Origin of the sequence: Achromobacter aloeverae, assembly GCF_004121055.1 — a bacterium.
Taxonomy (GTDB): Bacteria; Pseudomonadota; Gammaproteobacteria; order Burkholderiales; family Burkholderiaceae_B; genus Bordetella_C; species Bordetella_C aloeverae.
Map to the genome: position 1 here is coordinate 221522 of NZ_PYAL01000008.1, position 19128 is coordinate 240649.

The 19128-nt window shown below is 64.2% G+C and carries 15 protein-coding genes; 4 read left to right on the forward strand and 11 right to left on the reverse strand.

The features are described from left to right. Window positions 1–47: 47 nt before the first annotated feature. From C7R54_RS24530 to C7R54_RS24540, 3 genes are all read right to left on the reverse strand, one after another. The gene (locus C7R54_RS24530) at window positions 48–1580 is read right to left on the reverse strand and encodes an ABC transporter substrate-binding protein (RefSeq protein WP_129153339.1); all 1533 of its coding nucleotides are present in this window, start codon (window positions 1578–1580) and stop codon (window positions 48–50) included. 84 nt (window positions 1581–1664) lie between these two features. After that, window positions 1665–3479, reverse strand: a complete 1815-nt coding sequence (locus C7R54_RS24535; RefSeq protein WP_338026252.1) for an ABC transporter ATP-binding protein — start codon at window positions 3477–3479, stop codon at window positions 1665–1667. 150 nt (window positions 3480–3629) lie between these two features. After that, on the reverse strand, window positions 3630–4508 hold the full coding sequence (locus C7R54_RS24540) for a LysR family transcriptional regulator (protein ID WP_129153340.1): 879 nt from the start codon (window positions 4506–4508) through the stop codon (window positions 3630–3632). A gap of 132 nt (window positions 4509–4640) precedes the next feature. Here C7R54_RS24540 and argH point away from each other — a divergent pair, with 132 nt between their 5' ends. Next, entirely contained in the window at window positions 4641–6146 is a 1506-nt protein-coding gene (gene argH, locus C7R54_RS24545) for an argininosuccinate lyase (RefSeq protein WP_129153341.1), read from the forward strand. Window positions 6147–6230: 84 nt separating this feature from the next. Beyond that, a complete protein-coding gene (locus C7R54_RS24550) occupies window positions 6231–7196 on the forward strand; it encodes a Bug family tripartite tricarboxylate transporter substrate binding protein (protein ID WP_240039697.1) in 966 nt (321 codons plus the stop codon). A 98-nt stretch (window positions 7197–7294) separates the two neighbouring features. On the opposite strand, the gene C7R54_RS24555 is transcribed toward C7R54_RS24550, so the two are convergent. The 5 genes from C7R54_RS24555 to ribD all read right to left on the reverse strand — a co-directional run bounded on the left by C7R54_RS24555 (window position 7295) and on the right by ribD (window position 14336). Beyond that, window positions 7295–8848 carry a SpoVR family protein gene (locus C7R54_RS24555; RefSeq protein WP_129153342.1) on the reverse strand — a complete coding sequence of 518 codons (1554 nt, stop codon included), beginning with the start codon at window positions 8846–8848 and terminating at the stop codon, window positions 7295–7297. Then, the gene (locus tag C7R54_RS24560) at window positions 8845–10107 is read right to left on the reverse strand and encodes a YeaH/YhbH family protein (protein ID WP_129153343.1); all 1263 of its coding nucleotides are present in this window, start codon (window positions 10105–10107) and stop codon (window positions 8845–8847) included. Before C7R54_RS24560 ends, C7R54_RS24555 begins: the two co-directional genes overlap by 4 nt. A gap of 10 nt (window positions 10108–10117) precedes the next feature. Continuing rightward, on the reverse strand, window positions 10118–12043 hold the full coding sequence (locus tag C7R54_RS24565) for a PrkA family serine protein kinase (RefSeq protein WP_129153344.1): 1926 nt from the start codon (window positions 12041–12043) through the stop codon (window positions 10118–10120). Window positions 12044–12361: 318 nt separating this feature from the next. Then, window positions 12362–13009 (reverse strand): riboflavin synthase, encoded by a 648-nt coding sequence (locus C7R54_RS24570; RefSeq protein WP_129153345.1) that lies wholly within the window; start codon window positions 13007–13009, stop codon window positions 12362–12364. Between the two features lie 145 nt (window positions 13010–13154). Then, window positions 13155–14336: a bifunctional diaminohydroxyphosphoribosylaminopyrimidine deaminase/5-amino-6-(5-phosphoribosylamino)uracil reductase RibD gene (ribD, locus tag C7R54_RS24575; RefSeq protein WP_129153346.1), complete on the reverse strand. Its 1182-nt coding sequence runs from the start codon at window positions 14334–14336 to the stop codon at window positions 13155–13157. Between the two features lie 123 nt (window positions 14337–14459). Here ribD and C7R54_RS24580 point away from each other — a divergent pair, with 123 nt between their 5' ends. Further along, entirely contained in the window at window positions 14460–15023 is a 564-nt protein-coding gene (locus C7R54_RS24580) for an isochorismatase family protein (protein ID WP_129153347.1), read from the forward strand. Window positions 15024–15072: 49 nt separating this feature from the next. Then, window positions 15073–16071: a GlxA family transcriptional regulator gene (locus C7R54_RS24585; protein WP_240039698.1), complete on the forward strand. Its 999-nt coding sequence runs from the start codon at window positions 15073–15075 to the stop codon at window positions 16069–16071. A gap of 13 nt (window positions 16072–16084) precedes the next feature. On the opposite strand, the gene nrdR is transcribed toward C7R54_RS24585, so the two are convergent. From nrdR to C7R54_RS24600, 3 genes are all read right to left on the reverse strand, one after another. Then, window positions 16085–16564 (reverse strand): transcriptional regulator NrdR, encoded by a 480-nt coding sequence (gene nrdR, locus C7R54_RS24590; protein WP_129153348.1) that lies wholly within the window; start codon window positions 16562–16564, stop codon window positions 16085–16087. A gap of 116 nt (window positions 16565–16680) precedes the next feature. Continuing rightward, window positions 16681–17928, reverse strand: coding sequence for a serine hydroxymethyltransferase (glyA, locus tag C7R54_RS24595; protein WP_129153349.1), 1248 nt, complete (start codon window positions 17926–17928; stop codon window positions 16681–16683). Between the two features lie 383 nt (window positions 17929–18311). Then, complete coding sequence (locus C7R54_RS24600; protein WP_129153350.1) at window positions 18312–18965, reverse strand: YbhB/YbcL family Raf kinase inhibitor-like protein; 654 nt, start codon at window positions 18963–18965, stop codon at window positions 18312–18314. Window positions 18966–19128: the final 163 nt, after the last annotated feature.

Genomic DNA, 19128 nt, shown 5'->3' on the forward strand with positions numbered 1-19128 from the left:
TGGTTGCCCGCTTGATTGCGTAAGTAGTGCTATCCCACCCGGCCGGGTCACTCCACGCTGGCGTTCACGAAACGGAAACGGATGTCCCCCGGGATATCCGCGCCCTTGACGCGATTGTTGACGCCGACCACGGTATCCAGGGCATACATCGGCAGGTCCAGCGCCTGGTCCGCCACATAGGCCGCGACGGCGCGCAACGTCTTCTGACGTTCATTGACATCATACGTGTTGCGCTGCGCCTCCAGCATGGCGTCCAGCTTGGCGTCCTTGTCGTACGGATTCCACTTCTCGCCGCTGTGGTACATCAGGTATGCGGTGTTGTCGTAGTCATAGGTCCATCCGCCCCACTGGTTCTGCCACATCGCGCCGGTCTTGCCCTGCGGGATGATGTCGTTGATCAGCACCGGCGTCTCATACGGCTTGATGGTCACCTTCACGCCAACCGCCTGCATATAGGCCGCCATGGCCTGCGCCACTTCGCGGAATTGCGAATCGCTGCCGCGCACGTCCAGCTGGACGGCCTCCCCGGGCTTGACCCCGGCCGCGGCCAGCAGCTTCTTCGCCTCGGCCGGATTGAAGGGCAGGGGCTTGAGCGCCGGATCGTAGCCGAAGGACAGGTCGCCCTGGAAGCTGGCGATAGGCTTGGCCTTGCCCAGCAGCAACTGCTTGATGATGGCGTCGCGATCCACGGCCATGGTCAAGGCGCGGCGCACGTCCCGCTTCGCGGTGATGCCATGCGCGGTATCGAAGCGCACCACGATGGTGACGGGTCCGCTGGTGCTGACCACGTGGGCGTTGGACGACTTGTCGATGGTGGCGATCAGGTTCAGCGGAATGACGGTTGCGATATCCACCCGGCCGGCCTGCAACTCGGCCACCTGCGTTGCGGGCTCGGCGATGAAGCGATAGACCACCTGGTCCAGCTTGGGCTTGCCGCCCCAGTAATCGTCATTGCGCGCCAGCGTCAGGCTGACCTTGGGCTTGTAGTCGACGAACTTGAATGGGCCGGTGCCCACGGGATGTTCATTGAAGTAGGCATCCCCCTTCTCCTGGATGTACTTCGGCGGCACGATCATGGCGCCGTAACCGGCCAGCTTGGTCAGCAGCACCGGATCCGGACGCTTCATCACGAAGTCCACCGTCTGCGCATCGACCACTTCCACCTTGTCGATCGACGTGTAGTTGGACCGCTGCGGCCCCTTCGCGCCCTCCTGTCCCAGCAAGCGCTCGAACGTGAACTTCACGGCATTGGCGTCGAAGGGTTCGCCATCATGGAACTTGACGCCCTGGCGCAGCTTGAAGCGGATGCGCGTGTTGTTGTCGAGAAACTCCCAGCTGGTCGCCAGCGCCGGCTGCAATTTCATGTCCGCGCCACGCATGGTGAGGCCGTCATAGATATTGCTGCCCACCGACCCCCACCAGGTCACGAAGGTATCGATAGGATCCCAGCTACCGGCATCCTGCGTAATGGCCACCGTCAAGGTGCCTGCCGCGTGCGCGCCGGACAGCGGCACCAGGGCCCCGGCGCCGAGCGCCAGCGCCACGCTCATCGCGGCTGCGGTCTTTTTCAGGGAAAACATGGTTGCCTCCAAGGACACGATCAGTAAGAGAAATAAATGGAGCGGCCGTTCGCTACGACAATGGCATTGGGATGGGCATCGGCATCATCGGGCCACCAGGTGCCCCGGTTCGACTTCATCCAGCATCAAAAGGGCCGGTTCGTCGCCGACGCGGCGCACGGGACTCGGAATCTCCCCGGACACCAGGCTGGTATCGATGTGCCGGCCCGGTTCGGCCACGGGCACGGCCGCCAGCAGCTTGCGCGTGTAGGGGTGTCGGGGCGATTCGAAAATGCGACGCCGGCTGCCCAACTCGACGATCTGCCCCAGGTACATGACCGCTACCCGATGGCTGACCTGCTCAACCACCGCCATATCGTGCGTGATGAACAGGTAGGACAGTCCGTGCGCCCTCTGCAAATCCATCAGCAGGTTGAGGATCTGCGCCTGGATGGAGACATCCAGCGCCGACACCGACTCGTCGGCGATGATCAGCCTTGGCTTGCTGGCGAGCGCGCGCGCGATGCAGACCCGCTGGCGCTGGCCGCCGGAAAACTCGTGGGGATAGCGTCGCGCATGTTCGGCGGACAAGCCCACCTGCTCCAGCAATTCGGCCACGCGCTGCTGGATGGCTGCCTGGCCCTCCAGCAGGCCATGCGTGACGATGGGTTCGGCGATACTGAAACCCACGGTCTTGCGCGGGTCCAGCGACGCATACGGGTCCTGGAAGATGTACTGGATCTCCCGGCGCAAGCGCTGGCTGCCCGCCCGGTCCATCGAGAAAATATCGCGTCCGTCGAAGCGCACCTCGCCCGCCGTGGGCGACACCAGCTGCTGCAAGGTCTTGCCGATGGTCGACTTGCCGCTGCCCGACTCCCCCACCAGGGCCAGCGTCTCGCCCGGATAAAGATCGAAGCTGACGCCCTCCACGGCGTGCACGCGATGCGTGGCGCGGCCGAGGAAATTGCGCCTGACGTCAAAGCGCGTGGTCAGGCCGCGTACGCTGAGCAAGGGCTGGCGATAGTCCGCGGTGTCCTGTTCATACGCCGCGCCTGCCTCATGCGGCGTGTCGCCGTCCAGCACGACCTGCCGCGTGCGGCGCGGCAAGTCGGTCCCGGTCATGCTGCCCAGGCGGGGCACGGCTGCCAGCAAGGCCTGCGTATAGGCGTGCCGCGGCGCGTCGAAGATTTGCGCCACCGCCCCCTGCTCCACTTTCTTGCCACGCAGCATGACGACCACCTCGTCGGCCATCTCCGCCACCACGCCCATATCGTGCGTAATGAAGAGCACGGCCGTGCCCAGGTCGCGCTGCAACTCGCGGATGATGTTCAGGATCTGCGCCTGGATGGTCACGTCCAGCGCGGTGGTCGGCTCGTCGGCGATCAGCAGGCGCGGCTGGCAGGACAGCGCCATGGCGATCATGACGCGCTGGCGCATGCCGCCGGACAGTTGATGCGGAAAGCGGTCGAGCATCTGCTCCGCATCCGGCAAGCGTACTTTTTCGAGCAAGGCGCGCGCTGCCTTGCGCGCAGCCGCGGGCGTCAGCCGCTGATGCAGGATGATGGCTTCCTGGATCTGATCGCCTACCGTATAGACCGGGTTCAGCGACGTCATCGGTTCCTGGAAGATCATGGCGATGTCGTTGCCGCGCAGGGCCCGCATCTGGTCTTCGGAGGCCTGCGTCAGATCCACCGTATGGCCGGCCTTGTCGCGCAACACGATGCTGCCTGCGCTCACGCGCCCGCCCGTGTAGCGGGTAAGACCCATGATGGCCAGGGATGTCACGGATTTGCCCGAACCGGACTCGCCCACGATGGCCAGGGTCTGGCCAGGGCGCACATCGAAATCCAGGCCGTCGACGGCGCGCACGGAGCCGGCGTCGGTGGAGAAATCCACGGTGACCCCGCGCAGCGACAGCAGGACGTCGGCGGAAGGCGAGGGGGTGTTGCGGGTAGGCAAGGAGGTAATAAGCAAATGTGAATCGATTGATTCTCGACGGACGCGCGCCGGCGGCACATCCGTACAAACCCTTAGCATGCTCGCTCGGCCGCTGCCGACAGGACGCGCCCGCTATTCAGCCGGCCACGCCTGGTCCACGCACTCCAGGAAGGCCCGTGCCAGCCGCGTGCTGGGCGTATTCGTCGGCCGCAGCACATAGCTCCTGAACTCGATGGCCGGCTCGAACGCGATGGCCTTGGTTCCAGGGATCTTCATGCTGCGGCTGACGATGGGATTGACGATGCCCACACCCAGCCCCAGGCCGACCATGCGGCAGATCGTGGTGGCGTAAGGCGTTTCCATCATCAACTGGCGTGCGTCGGTTTCGAAGGCGGCATCGGTGGCCAGGCGGGTCGAACTGCCCTGGGGCAGCGAAATGAAGCGCTCCCCCGCCAGGTCCGCCGCCCGTATCAGGCGCTTGCGCGCGAGTCGATGATTACCGGGCACCACGCAGACGCCTCGCTCCTTGCGCAGCGGCGTCGCTTCGATGCCGGGAATGTCGGACAGGAAGGACACCAGTCCCACCTCGCAGTACCTCAACGCCGTCCACTTCGCGACAGAGGACGATCCGCTGGTATGGATCACCACCGGCACCTTGGGGTAGCGCTCGGTGAACAAGCGCATGGCCTCGGGAATGATGCTCATGGCGATAGACGATACCGCGCCGACCCGCAGGCTTCCGGTACCGGACTGCCGGATCGACCTGGCGGAATCGGCCAGGCTATCCAGCCCCACGAACGCGCGCTCCACTTCGACCAGCAGGGACTCTGCCTCTACCGTCGGCGTGATGCGTCCGGCCACACGCTCGAACAAGGCGAAGCCCACCTCATTTTCCAACTGGGAAATGACGCGCGTGACATTGGGCTGCGAGGTGTGCAACTGGCTGGCCGCGAGCGTCATGGAGCGCGTCAGCATGACGGCGCGGAAGGTTTCGATCTGCTTGAAGTTCATGTCATGCGGCCTCCGGAAACGCCTGTTGCCAAGCCCATATCAAAAACGTATCGACGCGCCAAGATAACTGATTTGACGATATAGGAGGGCATTTTCATACTGGCCGGCATACGTTTTCACGGAGCTACAGAGATGGAATCCAAAGTCAGCCGGCGCCTCAAGGAGGCCATCGCACCCGAGGTGCGCGAGTTCATTTTCGTGCCGCGCCTAAATCGCGAATTTCAGGCCAACTTCGCCTACCTGACGAGCATCAACCAGGCGCACCTGCTCATGCTGCACGACACGGGCCTGATGGACACGGCCACGGCCGCGACGCTCGCCCAGGCCTTGGCGCGCATGGAACAGGAAGGCCCGGAGGCCGTCGAACTGGATGCCGGCCGCGAGGAAGCCTATTTCAATTACGAAGCGCGCCTGATGGAAATCGCTGGCCGCGATGCGGGTGGCCGCCTGCACATGGCGCGCAGCCGCAACGACATGGGCGCCACGGTGGACCGCATGAAGACCCGGACCAAGGTGCTCGACGTCATCGAAGCGCTGGCCGCCGTGCATCAAGCCGCCCTGGCGCGAGCCCACGATTTCGCCGACGTGGTCATGCCCGGCTACACCCACCTGCAACCCGCCCAGCCCATCACGTATGGCTACTACCTGAGCGCGGTCGCCGACACCCTGCTGCGCGACATCGACCGCCTGAACTTGGGACTTGGCCGCCTGGACGCCTGCCCCCTGGGCGCCGGCGCGCTGGCCGGCACCGCCTTCCCCATCGACCGCCAGGCCACGGCGGCGTGGCTGGGCTTTGCCGCGCCTGTGCCGAACGCCCTGGACGCGGTGGCCTCGCGCGACTACGCCCTGGAGCTGATGTCGTCCATCGCCATCACCGCGGTCACCTGGAGCCGGATCGCCCAAGACTACTATGTGTGGTCGACACCGGAATTCGGCCTGGTCGAGTTTCCGGACAGCGTGGCCAGCACCTCCAGCATCATGCCGCAGAAGAAGAATCCCGCGGTGCTTGAATATCTCAAGGGCAAGGGTGGGCACATGGTGGGGCTGCTGACGGCAGCCATGGCCACCGTGAAGGGCACCAACTTCACCCACACCGCCGACAGCAGCCGCGAAAGCATGCGCAGTTTCTATGAAGCCCTGGACGAATCGCAACGTTGCCTGGCGCTGCTGCGGCTCATCGTTGACCAGGCCCGGCCGCGCACGGAAAACATGCTGCGGCAGGCGCGCGCCAACTTCTCCACCGCCACCGATCTGGCCGATGCGCTGGTGCGCGAAGCGGGCATGTCCTTCCGCGACGCCCATCACGTCGTCGGCGGAGTGGTGCGGCGCGCGCTGGACGCCGGCATCCAGGCCGATCTGATCGACACGGCCCTGATCGATGCCGCGTCCGAAGAGGAACTGGGCCGCCCCGCCGGGCTGACCGCCGCCACCGTCGCGGACTGCCTGGATCCCGCCCGCAACGTGGCCTCGCGCAAGGTACTGGGCGGCCCGGCGCACCCACGCGTGCTTGAAAGCGTGCAGCGCCAGGAGCAGGCGCGCGACCGTATCCTTGAAGAAACGCGACGCTATCGCAGCCGCCTGAGCGATGCCGCGCGGACTCTCAAGCGCCAGACGCAGGAACTGGCGGCGCGGCATTGAAGGCAAAGACCGAAGGCAGCGCATCCACGCATTGCTCATTGTTCATTGCGTAGGGATGACCAACACTCCAAGGGGAATTCCATCATGAAGATCATTCGTCGACTTATCCTGGGCGCGGCACTGGCGCTGCCCCTGCTCGCCTCCGCCGCGGAGTCCTATCCCAACAAGCCGATCCGCCTGATCGTGCCTTTCGCGCCGGGCGGCAGCGTCAACCTGATGGGCCGGCTGCTGGCCGACAACCTGTCGCAACGCCTGGGCCAGCAGGTCATCGTCGAAAACCGCGCCGGCGCCGGCGGCCTGATCGGCGCGGAACTGGTGGCGAACGCGGCGCCCGACGGCTATACCCTGCTGTTGGCGACCATGGGCGCACAGTCCATCCAGCCGTACCTGACCAAGCAGTTGCGCTTCGACCCCAGGAAGGCGTTTTCACCGATCGGCGAATTCGCCAGCCTGCCCAACGTCCTCGTCACCGCGCCCGACCTGCCGGTGACGAACCTGGCCGAACTCATTGCCTATGCGAAAGCCCATCCTGGTGAATTGAGCATGGCATCGGCGGGGATAGGCTCGGTCAACCAGATGGTCGGCGAACTGTTCATGCTGAAGACGGGCACGCAGTTCACCCATGTGCCTTACAAGGGGGTAGGCCCCGCCATGGTCGACCTGCTCGGCGGACGCGTGCAGATCCTGTTCGCCAACGTGCCCGGCGTGGCGTCGCAAGTGAAAGAGGGCAAGCTCAAGGCCTTGGGCATCGCCGGCCAGCAGCGCACCGCCATGCTCCCGGATGTCCCCACCATGAAGGAAGCTAACGCGTGCAACTGCGTGGTGGAATCCTGGTTCGGCCTGATGGGCCCCGCCGGCATGCCTCCCGAACTGGTGGATCGCCTGTCCCGTGAATTGCGCGACGTGGTCGCCACCCCCGCGATGAAGCATATGCTGGCCGAGCAAGGCGCTGTAGCCATCCAGGGCACGCCCGCCCAGTTCTCCGCCTTGATCGACGCCGATGCCCAACGCTGGTCGGCAGTGATCAAGGAAGCAAAACTGGGGGATTGAAGCGCCGCGATCAAAGCAGGGCAAACATGAAAACGCCCCGGCGTTTGACCGTGCCGGGGCGTTTCAGCTTGTCACGCGACTTCCAGCGTGATGGCTGCTCAGGGCGTCACTTCCCGATACGACATGCGCTCGCCGCTGCTGTCGGTTTCCTCCAGGCGCACCTTGAACCCCCACAGGCGAACCAGGTGCTTGAGCACTTCCTCGGCGTCCTCGGCCACGAGCGGCCGGCCGCGTGATTGCAGGTGGCGCAACACCAGTGACCGGTCCGTTTCGCGGTTGTAGCGGATCACCTGGATATCCGGCACCAGGTTGTCGCGGTTGTGCTGCTCGGCCAGCAGCTTGCGCACACGCCGGTAGCCTTCCTCGTCATGGATGGCCGCCACTTCCAGCTTGGGATTGGACGCGTGGTCGGCAATGGCGAAGAAACGGAAATCGCGAATCAGCTTGGGCGACAGATACTGCGAGATAAAGGATTCGTCCTTGAAGTTGCGCATGGCGAAATCCAGCGTCTTCAGCCAATCCCCGCCGGCGATATCCGGGAACCAGTGGCGATCTTCCTCGGTCGGGCTCTCGCAGATGCGGCGGATGTCCGTCATCATGGCGAAGCCCAGCGCATAGGGATTGATGCCGCCATAACCGCGCTGATCGAAGCCGCGCTGGCTGACCACGTTGGTATGGCTTTGCAGGAACTCGATCATGAACCCGTCGGTCACCAGCCCCTTTTCATGCATGCGGTTGAGTATGGTGTAGTGCCAGAACGTGGCCCAACCCTCGTTCATGACCTTGGTCTGCATCTGCGGGTAATAGTATTGCGCGATCTTGCGCACGATGCGCACCAGTTCCCGCTGCCAGGTCTGCAGCTTGGGCGAATGCTTCTCGATGAAGTAGAGGACGTTTTCCTCCGGTTCCGCCGGGAAGACCTGTTCGCGCCCCTTCTCCTGCTCTTCCGACTTCGGCACCGTGCGCCACAGGTCGTTGAATTGCAGCCGCTGGTACTCCTCGCGGTCCGCCACCCGCTGCAATTCCTCCTTGTAGGACACCGGGGTCGGCCGCTTGTAGCGATCCACGCCATGCGAGGACAGCGCATGGCAGGAGTCGAGGATTTCCTCCACGGCGTCGATGCCATAGCGCTCTTCGCACGCCATCACGTAATTGCGCGCGAAGACCAGGTAGTCCAGCACTCCGTCGGCGTCGGTCCACTGGCGGAACAGGTAATTGCCCTTGAAGAAGGAGTTGTGCCCGTAGCATGCATGGGCGATCACCAAGGCCTGCATCGCCATGGAGTTTTCCTCCATGAGATAGGCGATGCAGGGATTGGAATTGATGACGATCTCGTAAGCCAGGCCCTGCGCGCCCTTGCGGTAGGCCTGTTCGTTCAGGATGAAATCCTTGCCGTACGACCAGTGCGCGTAACCGACGGGCAGGCCGGCCGACGCATAGGCATCGAGCATCTGCTCCGAGGTAATCACCTCGATCTGGTTCGGATAGGTGTCCAGCTTGAATTCCGCGGCAACCTTCGCGATGGCCTCGTCATAGCGTTGCAGCAGTTCGAAGGTCCACTCCGACGTGGTCGAGATCGGCCCGGCCGGGGCCGATCCGCCGTCAGGCAGGTCGCCGGCAGGCCGTTCCAGCGCGTTCAGGATGGCAGTCATGCGGCCTCCTTGCGGAAAAGCTCGTGAAAGACCGAGAAAATCTCCGAGCGGTCGGAAATGCGCCGCATGACGAAGTGCTCGGCCGGTTCCCGTTCGTACTCGGCCCACAGGCTGCTCTTGCGCACGTCATGGATATCGTGCAGCTCGATATACGCGAAGTAGCGGGCCGCCGGCAGCAGATGTTCGGACAGGAAGCGCACGCTGCGGCCGGCGTCCGCGCCGAAGGAGTCGCCATCGCTGGCCTGGGCCGCGTAGATATTCCAGGTCGACGGCGAATAGCGCTTGGTGATGATCTCGTGCATCAGCTCCAGCGCGGACAGCACCACGGTGCCGCCGCTCTTCGGATCATGGAAGAACGTATCCTCGTCCACTTCCTCGGCATTGTCGGTATGGCGGATGAAGACCAGGTCGACGTGCTCGTACTTGCGCGTGAGGAACAGGTACAGCAGCGTGAAGAAGCGTTTCGCCATGTCCTTCTTCGATTCGTCCATGGATCCCGAGACGTCCATCAGGCAGAACATGACGGCGCGCGCCACCGGCACCGGGACGGCCACGCGGTGGCGGTACCGCAAGTCGATTTCATCCAGGAACGGCACCCGCGACAGGCGGCCGCGGCAGATTTCCACCTGTTCGCGGGCCGCCTCCACCTGGGCCGCTGGCGCCTTGCGCGCGATCAACGCCGCCAGTTCATCCTCCGCCGCCGTCAGTTCCTTGCGCGCGCCCACGCTCAACGCGATGCGGCGCGACAAGGAAGCCTTCAGCGTGCGGTTGACGCTTAGCGAGCTGGGCGAGCCGGTGGTCGTGTAGCCGGCGCGCTGCCATTTCTTCTGGTTGACGTCACCCAGCTGGGTGCGGATCAGGTGCGGCAGCTCCAGGTCCTCGAAGAAGAAGTTGAGGAACTCGGCGCGCGACAGGGTGAAGGTGAACTGGTCCACCGAATCGCCTTCGCCCGGCTCGTGGCCGCCACCCTGGCCGGCCCCGCCCTGGGGCCGGTCTATGGTGTCGCCCGTCACGAACTCGCGGTTGCCCGGGTGCACCATCTCCCGGTCGCCGCCGGCGCCATGACGGAAGCGGGGTTCGGAGATGTCCCGGGTGGGAAGATTGATCTCCCCGCCCTGGTCCATATCCTCGATCGAGCGCTCCCGAATCAGATCCCGAACAGCTTTCCGTACCTGAGTCTTGTAGCGCCGGAGGAAACGCTCCCGATTGACGGCGCTCTTGTTGCGTCCATTGAGACGACGATCGATAAGTGAGTTCATAGCACCCCGCTCAGGAGGATTTCCTGACCCGCAAATACCATTCGCAGAGCAGTCGCACCTGTTTCTCGGTATAGCCCTTGTCGACCATCCGCTCGACGAAACTCTGGTGCTTGCTCTTGTCCTCGGCCGAAGCCTTGGCGTTGAAGGAAATGACGGGCAGCAGGTCTTCGGTGTTCGAGAACATCTTTTTCTCGATCACTTCGCGCAGCTTCTCGTAGCTGGTCCACGCCGGATTGCGGCCGCTGTTGTTGGCGCGCGCCCGCAGGACGAAATTCACGATCTCGTTGCGGAAATCCTTGGGGTTGGCGATGCCCGCCGGTTTCTCGATTTTCTCGAGTTCGTCGTTCAGCGCCGAGCGGTCGAAGCTTTCGCCGGTTTCCGGATCCCGGAACTCCTCGTCCTGGATCCAGCAATCCGCGAAGGTCACGTAGCGGTCGAAGATATTCTGGCCGTACTCCGAATAAGACTCCAGGTAGGCGGTCTGGATTTCCTTGCCGATGAACTCCGCATAACGCGGCGCCAGATACCCCTTGATGAACTCCAGATAGCGCCGCCGCGTGTCTTCGGGGAAGTCCTCGCGGGCGATGCGCTGCTCCAGCACATACATCAGGTGTACGGGGTTGGCCGCCACTTCAGTCTGGTCGTAGTTGAAAACGCTGGACAGGATCTTGTACGCGAAGCGGGTCGACACCCCGTTCATGCCTTCATCCGTGCCGGCGTAATCCTTGTACTCCTGCAGCGACTTGGCCTTGGGATCGATATCCTTGAGCGTCTCGCCGTCGTACACCCGCATCTTGGAATAGATGCTGGAGTTCTCCGGCTCTTTCAGGCGGGTCAGGACGGAAAACTGCGCCATCATGTCCAGCGTGCCCGGGGCGCACGGCGCCGAGCTCAGCGAGCTGTTGCGCAACAGCTTGTCGTAGATGCAGACCTCTTCCGACACCTGCAGGCAGTAAGGCACCTTGACGATATAGATACGGTCGAGGAAAGCCTCGTTGTGCTTGTTGTTGCGGAAAGTCTGCCACTCCGACTCGTTCGAGTGGGCCAGGATGCTGCCGTTGAACGGAATCGCCGAGAAGCCCTCGGTACCCTTGAAGTTGCCCTCCTGCGTCGCCGTCAGCAGCGGATGCAGCATCTTGATGGGCGCCTTGAACATTTCGACGAATTCAAGCAAGCCCTGGTTGGCCAGGCACAAGCCGCCGGAATAGCTGTACGCGTCCGGATCGTCCTGCGAATAACGGTCGAGTTTGCGGATATCGACCTTGCCGACCAGGGACGAAATATCCTGGTTGTTCTCGTCGCCCGGCTCGGTCTTGGCGATCGCCACCTGGCGCAGCACCGACGGATTCAGCCGCACCACACGGAATTGTGAAATATCGCCGTCGTATTCCTTCAGGCGCTTGACCGCCCACGGCGACATGATGCCGCTCAGATAACGGCGCGGAATCCCGTATTCCGCTTCGAGTTGTTCGCCAAAACGGTCGGGGTTGAAAAGCCCGAGCGGCGTTTCATTGACCGGAGACCCCTTGAGCGCGTAGATGGGATAGGTTTCCATCAGCATTTTCAGCCGCTCCGCGATGGAGGACTTGCCGCCGCCGACGGGACCAAGCAGGTAGAGGATCTGCTTGCGCTCCTCCAGGCCCTGCGCGGCATGCTTGAAGAAGGCCACGATCTGACCGATCACGTCCTCCATGCCGAAAAATTCCTTGAAGGCCGGATAGCGCCGGATGATGCGATTTGCGAACAGCCGGGACAGCCGGGGATCGTTGCGAGTGTCGATGATCTCCGGTTCGCCGATCGCGGCCAGCATCCGCTCGGCGGGGCTGGCGTACACCATCGGATCACGCTTCGCCAGATTGAGGTATTCCTCAAGGGTCAGCTCCGCTTCCTGATCCCTGGCGTACTGCGACTTGAAGCCTTCTACGATATTCAGCATCGTGATACCTCCGACTACGTCGTGCGAAAAGGTCTAGTGCGCTCCCGTTGACTTCATTGTGTGCCTGTGTGTGCGCCCCCGCTAGAGGGAATCACCATAAGTTCATGCAAGGGTTCCTACATGGCGATGCGTTGTTGCTTTCCACACACACAAGACGACGGTCCGCGCCTATATGGTTTAGTCCAGTGGCAAATAGCGCAAGTTCCGCAAAAAAGAGGGCGGGGAAACGAGCATTGAAATAAATGATCTCGATATACGACATACCGCCCTCGCGGCCCAAAAAACAGAAAAACGCGACCGTCCTTTCCTGCCGAAGATCTACGCGCCGCGACGAACATCCGCCGCGCCAGGCGCGCTCAACATCCTCTCCACATAGCGGGCGATCGTGTCGATTTCGAGATTGACTTTGTCGCCTGCCTTTACGTTACGCAACGTGGTCACGTCCTGGGTATGCGGAATAACGTTAATGCTGATGTCGGAACCTTTTTTATCCGGCATATCTTCGACGCGGTTAACGGTCAGGCTGATGCCATTCACCGTAACAGAGCCTTTATAGGCCAGGTATTTCGCAATATCCGCGGGCACGCGGATGATAAGCTCCCGCGATTCACCGACCTTTTCGTAGCTTTGCACCGTGCCCAGGCCGTCGACATGGCCGGAAACCAGATGGCCGCCGATCGCGTCGCCGATACGCAGGGCCTTTTCCAGATTCACTTCTCCCGTTTTCTCCAATCCCACGGTCAGGTTGAGGCTTTCGCGCGAAACGTCGACCTGAAATTCGCGCCCTTGCAAGCCGACCACGGTCATGCACGCGCCCTGGATGGCGATCGAATCGCCCAGGCGCACATCGCTCAGGTCCAGCTCTCCCGCGTCGATGGACAGGTGTAAACCCGCGACGCCGTCATTGGATTCAAAAGGCTGGACGCGTACGATACGTCCCACGGTCGCCACGATGCCGGTAAACATAACCATTCACTCCTGGTAGATTCCCCTGCTGCCGGCGCCGTCATTCCTCGCGGTTGCTGGTCTCGCAAGCAAGCCCTGCGCCCGCCCTGCCCGGCCGCCGAAAACTAGGGGTAAACAATAGGGCCGCGCTTGCGCGCTCCCCTCCTCAACGGGCGGCAGCAGCCCCCATCAATTGCTGCCAACGCTCTACATAACGGCCGCGCAGGCGTACATCGCCGCCCAGCCGGGTCACGTCCACGAATACGAAACGACGCGCTTCCTTCAGGTTCTCCAGCATGGGCAGCCCGACCATTCCCGCCGCATCGCCCAGCAGGACGGGGGCGAGATAGGCCAGCACCTCGTCCACGCAATCGGCGGCCAGCAAGGCGCCGCTCAGGCCGGCGCCCGCCTCGACGTGCACTTCATTGACCTGCTGCCCAGCCATCCAGCGCATCATCGCCGCCAGGTCCACCCGCCCCGCGACCGCCGGCAGGCGGATGACCCGGGCATTGCGGCGCGCCAGGCGCTCGACCTTTTCCTGGTCGTCGCTGACCGTGAAAACCCAGACTTCGCTACCGTCGAGCAGGCGCGCGGTTTCAGGCAGGCGCAGCTGGCTGTCCACCACCGCCCTGCGGGGTTGCCTGGGCAAGTCGAAGGTGCGCACCGTCAGCTGCGGGTCGTCCTTGAGCACGGTACCCATGCCGGTCAGGACCACGTCGGCTCGCGCCCGCCAGGTATGCCCATCGGCGCGCGCCTCGGCGCCGGTTATCCATTGCGACATGCCGTTGTGCAAGGCGCTGCGGCCGTCCAGGGACGCCGCCAGCTTGAGCCACGTCCATGGCGTGCCGCGGCTCATGCGCGCCGCGAAGCCGGCATTGAGGGCCAGGGCCTCTTCCTGGCAAACGCCCGTCGTGACGGCGATGCCGGCATCGCGCAGGCGCGCCAGGCCGGCGCCACCCACCAGCGGATTGGGATCGCCCATCGCCACCACCACGCGCCCCGGCGCCGCGGCCACCACGGCGTCGGCGCAAGGGGGCGTGCGGCCATGATGGCTGCAGGGTTCCAGGGTGACGTAAAAGGTCGCGCCGGCGGTCTCTTCGCCACGCCGGGCAGCGTCGCGCAAGGCGCAGACCTCGGCATGGGGACCGCCGGGAGGCTGCGTCGCGCCCTCCCCGATCACGCGGCCATCACGCACGATGACGCACCCCACACGAGGGTTGGGCGCGGTGGTATGGATGACGGTTCGGGCGAGCGCCAGGGCGTGGCGCATCCAGTGCAGGTCGGCTTCGGTAGTCACGTCTGGATTGTATGCCCGGGCCCGCTTCCGCGCTGCGGCCGGATTGCCCATGGGGCTCGCATGGCAATGTCCGATTTGGTCCTAAACTAGTCCGTCATGGCTCTCGTCCGGCAAGAGGGCGAAAGGCACAATGCGACGCATCCCGGCACTTTTCGCCGATTTCCGGAGAGTCACATGAAACAAGCGGTATTGGTCATTGATGTGCAGGAGTCCTTCCGTCGCCGTCCGTATTGGGACGAAACAGAATTGCCGGCCTTCCGCCGTGCCGTGCAGGACCTGGTGGACAAGGCGGCCTCGGCAGGCGTGCCGGCGCTGCGCATCTTCCACCATGAGCCGGAGGCGCCGGCGGACGATCCCTTCTCTCCACGCTCCGGCCTGGTGCGGACACTGGAGGACATACGCTACGAACCGGTGGAGACTTTCCACAAAACGGTGCATTCGGCGCTCTATGCCCGCAGTCCCGCCGGCACCACATTGGAGCACTGGCTGCGCGCGCACGGCATCGAGGAAGTGCTGGTCTGCGGCATCCGCACCGAACAATGTTGCGAAACGACCTCCCGCCATGCCTCCGACGCCGGCTTCCAGGTACGATTCGTCGCCGACGCCACGCTGACCTTCCCCATGGTCAGCGCCGCCGGCCGGCGCTACTCCGCCGCGGATATCCGCGATCGCACGACGCTGGTACTCGATGGCCGCTTCGCCCGTATCGTGGACGCCGCCACGGCCCTGGACGACTGAAGCTCCGCCGCCGGGCCTGGCCCGGCCCGGTTTCCTCCTGGAAGACGCAATGCCCCCTGCCATGCCCGCCGCCGGCACCCCGGTCTACTTCGCGCTGCTGCCCCGTACCGTCCTGCTGGACGTGGCCGGCCCGGCCGAGGTCTTCCGGGTCGCGAACAAGTACATCCCCGGGGCTTTCGAGCTGCATTTCTGCGGCCCTTCGAACGGCATGGAAAGCGGGCTGCCGGGACTGCGCCTGGCCGGCCTGGAGCCCCTCCCCGAACGGCTGCCGGCGCACGCGATCGCAGTGGTGGCCGGCACAGTAGGCGCCGACATGGCCTGGCAGGAAACCGAAACGCGCCTGCTGGTGCAATGGCTGGCACGCCGCCACGCCGAGGACGGCTTTCGCCTGATGACGGTCTGCTGGGGTGCGCTGCTGGCCGCGGCCGCCGGATTGCTGCACCAGCGCGCTTGCACCAGCCACCACTCCTGCCTCGACATGCTGGCCCGCATCGACCCCGCCGCCCGCGTGCTCGACAACCGGATCTTCGTGGAGGACGGACGGGTCATGAGCAGCGCCGGCTACACGGCGGGCATCGACCTGGCCTTGCACGTCACGGCCGGCCTGTGCGGCCCCAGGGTCGCCAGCGCGGTGGCGCGCGAAATGGTCGTCTATCTGCGCCGCGCTGGCGACGACCCGGCGGTGTCGCCGTGGCTGGAGCACCGCAATCACCTTCATCCGGTCGTGCACCGGATCCAGGACGCCATCGTGCAGGATCCCGCGGCGGCATGGACGGCCGAGGCGATGGCTCGGCGCGCGCACACCAGCAGCCGCCACCTGGCCCGGCTGTTCGCCCGTCACGCGGGATGCTCGCCGCTCGACTACCTGCACCGCATCCGCGTCGCGATGGCGCGCGAGCTGGTGCGCGAAAGCGATTTAAGCCTGGAAAACGTGGCGGAGCGCAGCGGCTTCGGGTCGGTGCATCACATGCGCCGGGTCTGGCGAAAATTCGAAACGACGCCGCCCGGCGCCTGGCGCGGCGGGGGCGCGGAGAACGACGCGCACTGACGCGGCGGGCCGCCTATTCCTTGCGCAGCTTGCCGGACAGCAGGGGCCCCTGCATCTCGCGGATGGCCTCGATGAACTCGCCGATGTCCTCGAAGCTGCGGTAGACCGACGCGTAACGGACGTAGGCCACCTTGTCGAGTTTCTTGAGCTCGTTCATGACCAGCTCGCCGACGTAGGCCGACGGCACTTCCCGCTTGCCGCTGGTCAGCAGCGCTTCCTCGATGCGCGCGACGGCGGCATCGACGTCCTCGGTGCTGACGGGGCGCTTGCGCAGGGCCAGCGACAGGCTGCCGCGCAGCTTGCCCGGCTCGAAATCACTGCGGCTGCCATTGCGCTTCACGATAGAAGGCATGGCCAGCTCGACCCGCTCGTAAGTCGTGAAACGCTTGTCGCACGCCTGGCAACGGCGCCGCCGGCGTATGGTGTCGCCCTCTTCCGACACCCGGCTATCAACGACCTGGGTGTCCGCGTGGCCGCAAAATGGACATCGCAATTGCCTGCCCCCTCAGTGGCGAAACGATCCGGCGTGCCGATATTTCCGGCCATGGCGCCAGGCAAGCGGCACGAAGGTCCGTGTCCGGGTGTCTGACGCCATGACCGGCCCTCGCATCAGCCGCCGTAGACCGGCAGGCTGGCCGTCAGCGCGTCCACGCGGGTGCGCACGGCGGCGATGTTGGCCTCGTCGCGCGGGTTGTCCAGCACGTCGGCGATGAGGTTGGCGGTGAGCTCGGTCTCCGCTTCCTTGAAGCCGCGGGTGGTGATCGCCGGCGTACCCAGGCGGATGCCGCTGGTGACGAAAGGCTTTTCCGGATCGTTGGGGATGGCGTTCTTGTTGACCGTGATATGCGCCTGGCCCAGCACCGCTTCGGCTTCCTTGCCGGTGATGCCCTTGGCGCGCAGGTCGACCAGCATGACATGGCTTTCGGTCCGGCCGGACACGATGCGCACGCCGCGCTTGACCAGGGTTTCCGCCAGCACCTTGGCGTTCTTCACCACCTGCTGCGCGTAGTCCTTGAACTCCGGCTGCAGGGCTTCCTTGAACGCCACGGCCTTGGCCGCGATGACGTGCATCAGGGGGCCGCCCTGGATGCCGGGGAAAATGGCGGAATTGATGGCCTTTTCGAATTCGGCCTTCATCATGATCACGCCGCCGCGCGGGCCGCGCAGCGATTTGTGCGTGGTGGACGTGACGAAGTCGGCATGGGGCACCGGATTGGGGTAGGCGCCGCCCGCCACCAGGCCGGCGTAATGGGCGATATCAACCATGAACAGCGCGCCGTTGTCGCGGGCAATGCGGCTCATGCGCTCGAAATCGATATGCAGGGCATAGGCGGACGCACCGGCCACGATCAGCTTGGGCTTGTGCTCCTGGGCCAGCGCTTCGACCTTGCCGTAATCCAGCACTTCATTGGCATCCAGGCCGTAGGGCTGGAAGTTGTACAGCTTGCCGGACGCATTGACCGACGCGCCGTGCGTCAGGTGGCCGCCTTCGGCCAGGCTCATGCCCAGCACGGTATCGCCCGGCTTGAGGACCGCCATGTAGACGCCCTGGTTGGCTTGCGAACCGGAGTTGGGCTGCACGTTGGCGGCTTCGGCGCCAAACAGCTGCTTCAGGCGGTCTATGGCCAGTTGTTCCGCGACATCGACGAATTCGCAACCACCGTAATACCGCTTGCCGGGGTAGCCTTCCGCATACTTATTGGTCAGCTGCGTGCCTTGCGCCTGCATTACGGCGGGACTGGCGTAGTTCTCGGAAGCGATCAGTTCAATGTGCTGTTCCTGGCGCACATTTTCTTTCTGGATAACGGCCCAGAGATCGGGGTCAACCTGGGAGATCGTACGGGAGCGGTCGAACATGGAAAGTCCTGAAAGGAAAAAGCTGAAAATCGGGGAAAACCAGGGGGTCAGGCGGTAGTTTACAGCGCGACCCGCGCCAGGCAGCCCCCGGAGGGAGCGTTCTGTCCCGCAGCAAACCGAAAAACGAACCGAAACAGGGGCAAAAACAGACAGAAAAGCGCAGAAAAGCGGGAAATGGGGGTCGGAGGGGAAACGCTGCTCAAGCGGGCATGAAAATATTTCACGCAGATGGCGACGGCGGCGCGCGACACCTTCCCTGGAACGAGGGTCCGGCGCCCTGCGCCCGCCCAGGCAATCCACAGGGAAACGGCATGAAAACGGCGGGCAGCAAGCCCGCCGAAGAGAATCCCATGCGGGGCGCCTGGCGCCCCGGACATGCCCGTTCAGGCCGACGTGGTGCCGATCTGCTTGGGCGCCAGGTCCGGATTCAGGGTGTAGGTGCCCGTCAGCGACGCCTGCGCCAGGACCTTGCCCTTGATGGCGGCCAGGACGTCCGCGCCGGTAAAGGCGCCTTCCAGTTCCAGCCTGGGTACGCTCAAGGCGTACAGGGTGAACACGTAGTGGTGCGGAATCGAGTCGTTCCAGGGCGGGCAGGGGCCGTCGTAGCCGAAATAGTCGCCGCTCATGTCATGGTCGGCGGCGAACCAGTCGGTATAGCTGTTCACGCCCTGGCGGGCGCCCTGCGGCGCCAATGGGCCGCCCTTGCCGCGCGGCGTGATGCCGTTGGAAAAGGCGCCTTCCTCAATTTCACGGGTTTCCGGGGCCAGGTCGATCAGGACCCAGTGGTAGAAATCCACCCGGGGCAAATCGGCCGGGACCAGGCGGCCTTCCTGGTTGACGTCATCGGGCTTGCTGGGCACATCCGGATCGTGGCAGATCAGCACGAACGAGGCAGTGCCATCGGGCACGTCGTCCCACGAAAACTGGGGGTTGCAGTTGTCGGCCAGCGCAACGTGGGTTTGCGGGTCGATGCGGCCGAACGCATAACGTTCGGAAAGAGCCTCGTTATCGGAAAAGGACAAGCTCGCAAGCTTCATGGCATGCCTCCTTGATGCGTCGCACAGACTCAAGCGTATCTGTTTTGAATCGACTTGCGTAGTTTCGGTTCCATGCGTCCCGGAGCGGGCGTGCCGGACGCCCGCGCGGCCATGATGCCGGGTCACCGGCGCGGCAGGACGGCCGCCACCCCGGCCTGCCCTT

Excerpts from the sequence above, each read along its gene's own strand:
- glyA (WP_129153349.1), bottom strand. The coding sequence starts at position 17,928 with ATGTTCGACCGCTCCCGTACGATCTCCCAGGTTGACCCCGATCTCTGG.
- C7R54_RS24550 (WP_240039697.1), top strand. The coding sequence starts at position 6,231 with ATGAAGATCATTCGTCGACTTATCCTGGGCGCGGCACTGGCGCTGCCC.
- ribD (WP_129153346.1), bottom strand. The coding sequence starts at position 14,336 with ATGGGCAATCCGGCCGCAGCGCGGAAGCGGGCCCGGGCATACAATCCA.
- C7R54_RS24580 (WP_129153347.1), top strand. The coding sequence starts at position 14,460 with ATGAAACAAGCGGTATTGGTCATTGATGTGCAGGAGTCCTTCCGTCGC.
- C7R54_RS24555 (WP_129153342.1), bottom strand. The coding sequence starts at position 8,848 with ATGACTGCCATCCTGAACGCGCTGGAACGGCCTGCCGGCGACCTGCCT.
- argH (WP_129153341.1), top strand. The coding sequence starts at position 4,641 with ATGGAATCCAAAGTCAGCCGGCGCCTCAAGGAGGCCATCGCACCCGAG.
- C7R54_RS24560 (WP_129153343.1), bottom strand. The coding sequence starts at position 10,107 with ATGAACTCACTTATCGATCGTCGTCTCAATGGACGCAACAAGAGCGCC.
- C7R54_RS24585 (WP_240039698.1), top strand. The coding sequence starts at position 15,073 with ATGCCCCCTGCCATGCCCGCCGCCGGCACCCCGGTCTACTTCGCGCTG.
- C7R54_RS24570 (WP_129153345.1), bottom strand. The coding sequence starts at position 13,009 with ATGTTTACCGGCATCGTGGCGACCGTGGGACGTATCGTACGCGTCCAG.
- C7R54_RS24530 (WP_129153339.1), bottom strand. The coding sequence starts at position 1,580 with ATGTTTTCCCTGAAAAAGACCGCAGCCGCGATGAGCGTGGCGCTGGCG.
- C7R54_RS24540 (WP_129153340.1), bottom strand. The coding sequence starts at position 4,508 with ATGAACTTCAAGCAGATCGAAACCTTCCGCGCCGTCATGCTGACGCGC.
- C7R54_RS24565 (WP_129153344.1), bottom strand. The coding sequence starts at position 12,043 with ATGCTGAATATCGTAGAAGGCTTCAAGTCGCAGTACGCCAGGGATCAG.
- C7R54_RS24600 (WP_129153350.1), bottom strand. The coding sequence starts at position 18,965 with ATGAAGCTTGCGAGCTTGTCCTTTTCCGATAACGAGGCTCTTTCCGAA.